Annotated in this window: 9 protein-coding genes and 1 pseudogene; 7 read left to right on the top strand and 3 right to left on the bottom strand. The window is 71.5% G+C overall.

Translation table 11 applies throughout. From position 1 onward, the window contains the following. Positions 1–314: ATP-binding protein (locus AB0J52_RS15795; protein WP_500182302.1), on the bottom strand; the 314-nt coding region annotated here is incomplete at its 3' end. Positions 315–429: 115 nt separating this feature from the next. Between AB0J52_RS15795 and AB0J52_RS15800 the strand changes: the two genes are divergently transcribed. After that, positions 430–1,506, top strand: coding sequence for an alkene reductase (locus AB0J52_RS15800; protein ID WP_500182303.1), 1,077 nt, complete (start codon positions 430–432; stop codon positions 1,504–1,506). 127 nt (positions 1,507–1,633) lie between these two features. Here AB0J52_RS15800 and AB0J52_RS15805 read toward each other — a convergent pair whose 3' ends face one another. Together AB0J52_RS15805 and AB0J52_RS15810 are read right to left on the bottom strand one after the other, a co-directional pair. Next, positions 1,634–2,188, bottom strand: a complete 555-nt coding sequence (locus AB0J52_RS15805) for a C40 family peptidase (protein WP_500182304.1) — start codon at positions 2,186–2,188, stop codon at positions 1,634–1,636. A gap of 937 nt (positions 2,189–3,125) precedes the next feature. Further along, complete coding sequence (locus tag AB0J52_RS15810; RefSeq protein ID WP_500182305.1) at positions 3,126–3,419, bottom strand: YiaA/YiaB family inner membrane protein; 294 nt, start codon at positions 3,417–3,419, stop codon at positions 3,126–3,128. Positions 3,420–3,726: 307 nt separating this feature from the next. Between AB0J52_RS15810 and AB0J52_RS15815 the strand changes: the two genes are divergently transcribed. The 6 genes and pseudogenes from AB0J52_RS15815 to AB0J52_RS15840 all read left to right on the top strand — a co-directional run. Next, positions 3,727–5,061 (top strand): glycoside hydrolase family 1 protein, encoded by a 1,335-nt coding sequence (locus AB0J52_RS15815; protein WP_500182306.1) that lies wholly within the window; start codon positions 3,727–3,729, stop codon positions 5,059–5,061. A gap of 77 nt (positions 5,062–5,138) precedes the next feature. Further along, positions 5,139–5,912 carry an SDR family oxidoreductase gene (locus tag AB0J52_RS15820; RefSeq protein ID WP_500182307.1) on the top strand — a complete coding sequence of 258 codons (774 nt, stop codon included), beginning with the start codon at positions 5,139–5,141 and terminating at the stop codon, positions 5,910–5,912. A gap of 8 nt (positions 5,913–5,920) precedes the next feature. Further along, the gene (locus AB0J52_RS15825) at positions 5,921–6,685 is read left to right on the top strand and encodes a crotonase/enoyl-CoA hydratase family protein (protein ID WP_500182308.1); all 765 of its coding nucleotides are present in this window, start codon (positions 5,921–5,923) and stop codon (positions 6,683–6,685) included. A 240-nt stretch (positions 6,686–6,925) separates the two neighbouring features. After that, positions 6,926–8,008 carry a hypothetical protein gene (locus tag AB0J52_RS15830; RefSeq protein WP_500182309.1) on the top strand — a complete coding sequence of 361 codons (1,083 nt, stop codon included), beginning with the start codon at positions 6,926–6,928 and terminating at the stop codon, positions 8,006–8,008. 169 nt (positions 8,009–8,177) lie between these two features. Beyond that, positions 8,178–8,888 carry a response regulator transcription factor gene (locus AB0J52_RS15835; RefSeq protein ID WP_253883801.1) on the top strand — a complete coding sequence of 237 codons (711 nt, stop codon included), beginning with the start codon at positions 8,178–8,180 and terminating at the stop codon, positions 8,886–8,888. Then, positions 8,888–9,576 (top strand): annotated as a pseudogene (locus AB0J52_RS15840) (hypothetical protein); the annotation flags it as partial. The gene AB0J52_RS15835 and the pseudogene AB0J52_RS15840, both read left to right, overlap by 1 nt.

Here is a 9,576-nt window from a genome sequence, read left to right on the forward strand (position 1 = left end):
CCCGGCGCGGCCCCGGTGAGCCCGAGCGCGGCGCGCAGCGCGTCCGCCTGGGCGCCGGGCAGCGCGTCCAGGCGTTCGCGCAGGGGCCACAGCAACTGGTTGAGCCCGCCGAAGGCGATGTTCTGCTCGGCCTCGTATCCGGTGAGGCGCAGGACGCGCTCGTGCGCGCACGCCTCGGCGGCCCACTCCAGCAGCGCCGTCTTGCCGATCCCCGCCTCGCCGCGCAGCAGCAGGACGCCGCTGCGGCCGTGGTCGCGCGCGTCGTCCAGCAGTTCCGCGATCCGGTTCCGCTCGGCGTCCCTCCCGTAGAGCACGGAACCAACTTACGGGGACAACTACCGAAGTCTTACGGATTCGCCCCGTAGTTCCCCGCTCCTACCTTCATGACCAGCAGGAACGCACACGCGACGAACGCAGGAGCTGAACACCATGGACGAGTTCTTCACGCCGGTGACCGTGGGCCGGCTGGAACTGCCCAGCCGCCTCGTGATGGCCCCGATGACCCGGAGCCGCGCCGGCGAGGGCGGCCGGCCGACCGGGCTCGCCGCCGAGTACTACGCGCAGCGCGCCGGGGCAGGGCTGATCATCACCGAGGGCATCCAGCCGAGTGTGATGGGCCAGGGGTACGTGTTCACGCCGGGCCTGCACGACGACGGGCAGGTGGAGGCCTGGCGCGAGGTGACCGGCGCGGTGCACGCCGCGGGCGGACGGATCGTCGCGCAGCTCATGCACACCGGCCGCGTCGGCCACCCGTACCTGTACCCGGACGGCGCGCTGCCGCTCGGGCCGTCCCCGATCGCGTCCGGCGCGAAGCTGTTCACCCCGGACCAGGGCATGCTCGAACACCCCGCGCCGCGCGAGATGACCCTGGACGACATCGCGTTGACGATCAAGGAGTTCGCGTCCGCGGCGCGCAACGCGATCGAGGCGGGGTTCGACGGCGTCGAGCTGCACGGCGCGAACGGCTACCTGATCCACCAGTTCCTCGCCGACGGCAGCAACCACCGCACGGACGCCTACGGCGGGTCGGTAGAGAACCGCAACCGGTTCGCCGTGGAGGTCGCGCGGGCCGTCGCGGACACCGTCGGGCCGGACCGCGTCGGGTTCCGGGTCTCGCCGGGATCGCCCCTCAACGGCATCAGCGAAAGCGACCCCGAGGCGCAGTACGAGGCGCTGCTGCGTGAGCTGAACCCGCTCGGCCTCGCCTACCTGCACGTCATGGAGATGGGGAACCGGGCGCGGACGCGGCTGCTGCGCGAGGTGTGGGACGGCACACTCCTGCTCAACCCGCACCCGACGCCGGAGACCTTCACGGCGCGGCCGGAGCACGGCGCCGAGGCGCTGCGCGAGGGCGTCGCGGACGCCGTCGTGTTCGGCCAGCTGTGGCTCGCCAACCCGGACCTGCCCGAGCGGATCAGGGCGGGCGGCCCCTACAACGAGGCTGAGCCGGCGACCTTCTACGGCGGCGACCACCGCGGCTACACCGACTACCCGACGCTCACCTGAACCCCGCTCCTGAGCCCCGCTCAACTGAGCCCCCCGGAGTGCCCGCCTCGGCGAGGGCCGTCCGGAAACGAGGAAGCCGTGCGACGCCCCCGAGGGGCGGTGCACGGCTTCTTCCCGAGCGAGGTGCTTAGTAGCCGGGGCGGACGGCCCCGTTGAACACCCGCTTGTAGTAGCTGTTGAGCTTGACCTTGCGGACGGTCCGGCCGGAGCCGGGCGCATGGATCATGTAGCCGTGGCCGACATAGATCCCCATGTGGGTGCGTCCGCCGTAGAAGAACAGCAGGTCGCCCGCGACCGCGCCCTTCCACGAGACCTTGTAGTGGACGGAACGGTAGATCTGCTGGGTCGTGCGCGGCAGTTTCACGCCGGCCTTGCGCCACGAGCCTCCGGCGAGGCCCGAGCAGTCCCAGGAGCCGGGACCGGTGCCGCCGTAGCGGTACGGGTCGCCGATCTGCTTGTAGGCGTAGGTGACGGCCTTCTTGGCCCGGGTCTTCTGCCGGGCGGCGCGCTGCTTGGCGGTGAGGGACGCGAGCGCGTTGACGCTGGTGACCGGCGAACCGGGGGCCGCGTGCGCGGGCGCCGCCACGAGGGCGGAACCGGCGACGGCGAAGGCGGTGGCCGTGAGGGCGGCACGCTTCAGCGGCTTGAAGGATCGAGGGGTATGCAGAACTACTCCAGACATCGCAGGGGGTGCCTGCCGGCGCGGCATGGTTCGTCCGCCGCTCGCGATGAAGGGGGCCGCGAGGTTCGGCGGGCCGCGGTGCGGTCCCGGGCGCGTCCCGGTCGGCGCTCCAGGCTGGAGCGGATCCGGGGGGACGCCGGTGGGGCCGCGTCCGGCTCCGTGCTTCAGGACTGCACGGACTCGGCGCTGACGTCGGCGGTGCGAGCGGGGGGATGCGACCGCCGTGCGTCGGGATGTTCTGTTGTCGGCGGCGTCCGTGCCGCGTGATCGGCAGGAACGTAGCCAGACTTCGCCTTTGCTGGCAAATCTCGGCAGTCGCCGGACGTGTCCGAAGGGCCGCGACGGTCCGGCTTTCGGGGGTTCTGCCTGCGCTTTTCCGGGCCGAATTCGTGCGATGTGATCTGCATCACCCGTAACGCCCGCGACGGCTTTCGGGGTGTTCTCGGGCTCGACATCCGGTGACGCTCGGTAGCCGGAGCGCCCGGCGGGCGTGGAACTCCGTGCTCGTCCGTAGTCCGCCGGTCACGCTTCCGGAAGGACGGGCGGAGAGGTGCGCGAACGGGTGATGTCCAGTCGAAGCTTCCCTGCTCATCCCGGACCGGCCCGCCGCGTTCGAGAGCGGACAAAGGTCTCAGATTGCTGCGATGAGGGGCAATGGGGAAGTTGATTATGATCAAGCCAAGGGTGATTACCGAGGGTTATCCCAACAGGCGGAACGGCCCGCTCGTAATGGTTCTGTGAACCACGCCACTATGCGGGGACACGCGGAGGAAGCGGCCTTCCCGGGCTTCGTTGTCCGGTTCCGCGCACCCGCCGGGCACCCGTCCCCGGACGCGTGAGAACGGCGTCCGCGCGGAACGCGAACGCCGTTCTGTGACCGTCTCGCCGTCCTCCCGGCGGCGCGTCCGGTGGCCCGGTCCGGCCATTCCCGGTTGGATCAGCCCCACGACCCCGACGCCGACTCGACGTACGGGGCGTTCGGCGGCAGCGGGGACCCGGCCTGGCCGGGCCGCGGCAGGGCGGCCGCCTCCTGCCGGTCCCGCACGCACTTGGCGAGCGTGAACGTCGAGGTCGTCACGTAGAGCGTGCCGAGGGCGAGGAAGCCGCGCACCCACAAGGGCGCGGGCAGGAACACGATCCCGACGGCGACCGCCGTCATCGAGATCACGAACGAGAGGATCGCCTGCACGAAGAACGCCGCCGTCGTGCCCTTGAGCTGGAGGAGGTTCATGCCGTCCACGGTCCCCCGCGCCGCGCGGCCGCGCCTGAGTAGCCCGGCGGGCGGCGCTACTCAACCCGTCCGCCGGGGGGACTAGGTACCGCATCCGGTCAGGCGCGCCGGTTGACGGTCGTCCCGTCCGCGCCTGTGATCGCAAGCGGGAGCCCCGGAGGGAGCCGTCATGCCCGGAAGAAGCCAAGCGGGAAGAAACGAGTCGGGAAGGGCCGATCCCGGAGGAAGTGAACCGGGCGGGAGCGAACCGGGCGGGAGCGGGCCGCCCACGGCCGGGGCGGGAACGCCCGTCGACCGTCGGGCCGCGGTGACCGCGTTCGCCCTCGCCGCGTCGTCCGCGCTCGTTCCGACGCCGGTCGCACAGGCCGCACAGGCCGCACAGGGCGCGCGGACCGGGCGGGGTGACGCGGCGAGCGCGCCGCGCGTCCCGGCGAACTTCCTGTGGGGCGTGGCCACGTCCGGGTTCCAGGCCGAGGGCAGCTTCCCGGACAGCAACTGGACGCGGTACATAGCCCGCCGGAAGTCCGGCATCAAAGACCCGTACAAGAAGGCGGTGGATTTCCGGCACCGCTATCCGGAGGACATCGCGCGCGCACGCGCGTTGGGCGTGAAGGTGTTCCGGACGTCCGTCGAGTGGGCCCGGGTCGAACCCAGGCGCGGATATCGCGATCCCGCCGCGCTCGCCTATTACGACGACCTCGTCCGGCGGATCCGCGCGGCCGGAATGCGCCCGATGCTCACCCTGGACCACTGGGTCTACCCCGGCTGGGTCGCCGACCAGGGCGGGTGGCGCAACCGGCGGACGGTCGCCGACTGGCTGGAGCAGGCGCGCTTCGTCGTCCACCGCTACCGGCGGATGGGCGTCATCTGGATCACCTTCAACGAGGCGAGCCAGTACCTGGTGCACGAGTACTCGGACGCGCCCCTCACCGTCCCGCAGGGCGGCGTGATGAAGGCCGCGCTGGTGAAGGCGCACCGGGCGGCGTACGACCTCATCCACAGGATCGACCCGGGCGCGATGGTGTCGAGCAACGTCGCCTACGGGACGGTCCTGAACAGCCTCATGGACGCCGTCCTGTTCGACCAGGTGACCGACAAGCTCGACTTCGTCGGCGTCGACTACTACTACGGCGCGAGCGTCACCAACACGACGGCCTTCAACGCGGGCAACGGCCGGCCGTGGAAGGTGGACCCGGAGCCGGACGGCCTCTACCACGTCCTTCGCAACTACCACCGCCGCCTGCCGAAGCTGCCGCTCTACGTCGTCGAGAACGGGTTCGTCACCGACGACGGGAAACCGCGCCCGGACGGCTACACGCGCGCCCAGCACCTGCGCGACCACGTCTACTGGCTGCAGCGCGCGATCGGGGACGGCGTCAAGGTCATCGGTTACAACTACTGGAGCCTGACCGACAACTACGAGTGGGGCAGCTACCGGCCGCGCTTCGGCCTCTACACCGTGGACGCGCTGACCGACCCGGAGCTGGCGCGCCGTCCGACCGACGCCGTCGCGGCGTACCGCGCGATCATCGCGAGGGGCGGGGTCCCGGCCGGTTACACGCCGGTGCGCCCGCCCGCCCGGTGCGCGTTCGAGGAGCCGTCCACCTGCCTCGTGCCGACTCCGACCCCGCCCGCCCGCTGACCCGCTCCAGACCGTAATCTGACCTGTGGGTAACATCACCCCGAACCAGATTCGGTCTCTGACGTAAGGTGCTGCTTATGGACCTGAACGGAGTATCCGCCGTCGTCTCCGGCGGTGCGAGCGGCCTCGGCGAGGCCACCGCGCGCGAGCTGGCCGCGAACGGCGTCAAGGTGGTCGTCGCGGACCTCAACGAGGACAAGGGCAAGGCGCTCGCGGACGAACTCGGCGGCGTGTTCGTCAAGACCGACGTGTCCGACGCGGCGCAGGTCGAGGCGGCCGTCCAGGCGGCCGTGGACACCGGCGCCCCGCTGCGGATCATCGTGAACTCCGCGGGCATCGGCTGGGCCGAACGCACCGTCAACCGCGACGGCGCGCCGCACAGCCTGGAGAGCTACACCAAGGTCATCCAGGTCAACCTGATCGGCACCTTCAACCTGATGCGGATCGGCGCGGCGGCCATCGCCAAGACCGAGCCCGCCGACGCCGACGGCCTGCGCGGCGTGGTCATCAACACCGCGTCCATCGCGGCGCTGGAGGGCCAGACCGGCCAGCTCGCCTACTCGGCGTCCAAGGGCGGCATCGTCGGCATGACGCTGCCCGCCGCCCGCGACCTCGCCGCGATCGGCGTCCGGGTCAACACGGTCTGCCCGGGCATCATCGACACCCCGATCTACGGCGAGGGCGAGGCCGCCGAGGCGTTCAAGGCCAAGCTGTACGCGCCGGTGCCGTTCCCGAAGCGGATGGGCAAGCCGGCCGAGTTCGCGCACCTGGTGCGCTCGCTCATCGAGAACGACTACATGAACGGCGAGACGGTCCGGTTCGACGGCGGCATCCGCTTCCAGCCCAAGTGAGGCCCTGAATGTCCGAAGCTGTACTGGTCGAGGAGGACGGGGCCGTCCTCGTCGTCACCATCAACCGCCCGGAGGCCCGCAACGCGGTCAACGGCGCGGTGGCGCAGGGCATCGCGGCCGCGCTGGACACCCTCGACTCGCGCAAGGACCTGTCCATCGGCGTCCTCACCGGCGCGGGCGGCACGTTCTGCGCGGGCATGGACCTCAAGGGCTTCCTGACCGGGGACAACCCGATCGTGGAGGGCCGCGGCTTCGCCGGGATCGTGGAGCGGCCGTCGGCCAAGCCGCTGATCGCGGCGGTCGAGGGCTACGCCCTGGCGGGCGGCTGCGAGGTCGCGCTGTCCTGCGACATGGTGGTGGCGGCGAAGGACGCGCAGTTCGGGCTCCCCGAGCCCAAGCGCGGCCTGGTCGCGGCGGCCGGCGGCCTGCTCCGCCTGCCGCGCCGCATCCCGTACCACATCGCCATGGAGATGGCGCTGACCGGCGACAAGTACCCGGCGGACCGGATGGCGGAGTTCGGCTTCGTCAACCGGCTCACCGAGTCCGGCGGCGCGCTCGCCGCCGCCAAGGAGCTCGCGCTCAAGGTCGCCGAGAACGCCCCGCTGGCGCTCGCCGCCACCAAGAAGATCATCGTCGAGTCGCCCGAGTGGCCGGCCGAGGAGGCGTGGGCGCGGCAGGGCGAGATCGTGATGCCGGTGTTCGGCTCGAAGGACGCCCAGGAGGGCCCGGCGGCGTTCGCCGAGAAGCGCAAGCCGGTCTGGAAGGGCGAGTGACACCCGCCTGAGTGACACCCGCCTGAGGGACAGCCGCCCGAGCGGCGCGGCCCTCGGGTTCGCCTGTGCGGCGCGACCGCGCGGTTCGTCCGGGACGCCCGGGGATTCCGTCCCCGGGCGTCCTGCCGTTCACCCTGTCGCAGGATGTCCGGTCTGGGTCCTCGGCGTGGTTTGTCTTACTTCTTAGTAAGTCTTCCCGTACTCTTTTCGCGTTCTGATCATTCTCGGGAGTGGGGTCCCATGCGCTGGAACGCGGTTCTCAGCACCGCCGTCGCGACCGCGGGCGCCGTCTCGCTCGTCCTCGCCGCCGCTCCGGCGGCCTCCGCGGCGGGCTGGCGCAACGTCAACGGCGGCGCCGCCCTGAAGTACTCGGGCAGCCTCGACCGGGTCGACTTCGCGGCCAAGGACGTCGGCTGGGCGGTCGGCTCCAAGGGCACCGTGACCAAGCCGAACCCCGTCATCGCCCGCTACACGGCCAAGGGCTGGGCCGCGCAGGCGAGCCCGGTGAAGTTCACCCCGATGGACGTCGCCGCCGCGTCCGCCAAGAACGCCTGGGTCGTCGGCTACGGGGCGTACATGAACCCCATGGCGATCCACTGGAACGGCTCCAAGTGGGCGCAGGTCAACTACCCGCTGGTCGGGGTGCCGTTCCAGGTGTCGGCCGCGGCCGACGGGACGGCCTACTCGACCGCCGGCATCACCTACGCGGCCGGGATCAGCACCGTGCTGCGCTGGAGCGGCTCGGCCTGGGTGGACGCCAAGGTGCCGCTGCCCAAGTCGACGACGATCACCACCGTGGACGTCCGGAGCCGCACCGACGTGTGGATCGCCGGGACGACCACCGCCGACGGCCGCAAGATCACCGGCCTGGCGTACCACTACGACGGCAAGACCTGGAAGCGGATCAACGTGCCCGGCGAGTTCGGGCTGAACGCCTACCAGGCGATCATCTACCGGATCGTCGCGCTGTCCCCGACCAGCGTGTACGCGATCAAGGACGCGCAGGCCGCCCAGACCCCCAACGCCCTGCTGCACTGGGACGGCAAGGCCTGGAAGTCGTTCAACACCCCGCTCAACTCGGCCGGGCTCGGCCTGGCGGCCGACGGCCGCGGCGGCGTCGTCGTGCTGCCCGCCGAGAACAACGGCAAGGCCCGCTACCTGCACTTCAACGGGAAGACCTGGAGCACGCTCTACGGCCCGGCCCGCAAGGGCAGCGTCCTCGGCGCGGACGCCGACCAGCGGCCCGGCACCCAGGGCGTCGTGAGCGTCGGCATGGCCAGTTCCGGCAGCGCGCGCACCCCGTTCATCGAACTGTTCGGCTGACCGGCCGGGCGCGAGACGCGAGGGACGGCCCCCGGAGCCCCGGCTCCGGGGGCCGACCTCGTCCTCGGGGGACTCTCGGCCGCTGTTCAGGGTCCCTTCAGGTTCGGCTGCGAACCTCTGGGAGAATCGGACGAGGGGGTTCTTCTCATTGGCTGAGCGGACGGTGACCATGGCGGGCAGGACGCCGGAGGCGGTTCTGCTGGTGGTCGAGGACGAGCCGAACATCCTCGAACTGCTGGCCGGGAGCCTGCGCTTCACCGGCTTCGAGGTCGTCACCGCGACCAACGGGGCCGACGCGGTGCAGGCCGCGCGCCGGCACCGCCCGGACCTCATCGTCCTGGACGTGATGCTCCCGGACATCGACGGCTTCGACGTCGCCCGGCGGCTGCGCTCCGGCGGCGACCACACGCCCGTGCTGTTCCTGACCGCGCGCGACGCCGTCCAGGACCGGATCAAGGGCCTCACCATCGGCGGCGACGACTACGTCACCAAGCCGTTCAGCCTGGAGGAGGTCATCGCCCGGATCCGGGCCGTCCTGCGGCGGTTCCGCGGCGGCGTCTCCGAACCCCCGCCGCGGCTGGTCTTCGCCGACATCGAGCTGGACGAGGACACCCACGAGGTCTGGCGCGGCGGCAAGGTCATCCAGCTCTCGCCGACCGAGTTCAAGCTGCTGCGCTACTTCATGGCCAACGCGGGCCGCGTGCTGTCCAAGGCGCAGATCCTCGACCACGTGTGGAACTACGACTTCCGCGGCGACGCCGGGATCGTCGAGTCCTACGTCTCCGCGCTGCGCCGCAAGGTCGACAACGTCGAACCCCGCCTGATCCACACCCTGCGCGGTGTCGGCTACGTCCTGCGCGAACCGCCAGACCAGGGCTGATGAGCGCGCCCGGCCACCACTCGGTCCCAGGGGGAGCCGGCGGGCCCGGCGGGCCGTTCGGCCGGGGGACGGCGGGCTTCGCGCCGCCCGCGCAGGCCGGGCCGCCGGGGCCCGGGGACGGGCCGCACGGGAGCTTCCAGGCGCGGCTGCGCCGGACGTCCCAGCGCGTGCCGCTGCGCGCGAAGCTGATCGTCGGGATGCTCGTCCTGGTGGCCCTCGGGCTGACCGTGATGGGCGCGGCGGGCAGCACGGCGCTGCGCGGCTACATGATGCAGCAGGCCGACGAGCAGCTGCAGAGCACCGGCAAGAAGGTCCAGGCCGGGCTCACGCTGCGGCACGACTTCCCCCGGAACCTGCCGGACGTCATGTACCTGCAGGTCTGGTCGGACGGCACCGACGGCCTGCCCACGATCAACTACCAGGGCTACGGCGTCGACCCTCGCTCCCTGCCGCCGGTCGGCCGTCCCGAGGCGATGCGCCGCCAGGACGAGATCTTCACCGCCCACGGCACCGGCCGCGACGCGGTGTGGCGGGTCATGACGTTCACCACCCGCGGCGGCGACGTCGTCGTCGTGGGACGCAACCTCAAGGACGTCCGGGACACCGTCCGGCAGCTCGTGACCATCGACATCACCGTCGGCGTCCTGGTGCTCGGCGGCCTCGGCGCGCTCGCGGCGCTGGTCGTCAC

It is taken from the genome of Spirillospora sp. NPDC049652 (assembly GCF_040675125.1).
Lineage (GTDB): Bacteria > Actinomycetota > Actinomycetes > Streptosporangiales > Streptosporangiaceae > Spirillospora.

Coding starts and splice junctions, on each gene's coding strand:
- AB0J52_RS15800 (WP_500182303.1), top strand. CDS start 430: ATGGACGAGTTCTTCACGCCGGTGACCGTGGGCCGGCTGGAACTGCCC.
- AB0J52_RS15805 (WP_500182304.1), bottom strand. CDS start 2,188: ATGTCTGGAGTAGTTCTGCATACCCCTCGATCCTTCAAGCCGCTGAAG.
- AB0J52_RS15810 (WP_500182305.1), bottom strand. CDS start 3,419: ATGAACCTCCTCCAGCTCAAGGGCACGACGGCGGCGTTCTTCGTGCAG.
- AB0J52_RS15820 (WP_500182307.1), top strand. CDS start 5,139: ATGGACCTGAACGGAGTATCCGCCGTCGTCTCCGGCGGTGCGAGCGGC.
- AB0J52_RS15825 (WP_500182308.1), top strand. CDS start 5,921: ATGTCCGAAGCTGTACTGGTCGAGGAGGACGGGGCCGTCCTCGTCGTC.
- AB0J52_RS15830 (WP_500182309.1), top strand. CDS start 6,926: ATGCGCTGGAACGCGGTTCTCAGCACCGCCGTCGCGACCGCGGGCGCC.
- AB0J52_RS15835 (WP_253883801.1), top strand. CDS start 8,178: ATGGCGGGCAGGACGCCGGAGGCGGTTCTGCTGGTGGTCGAGGACGAG.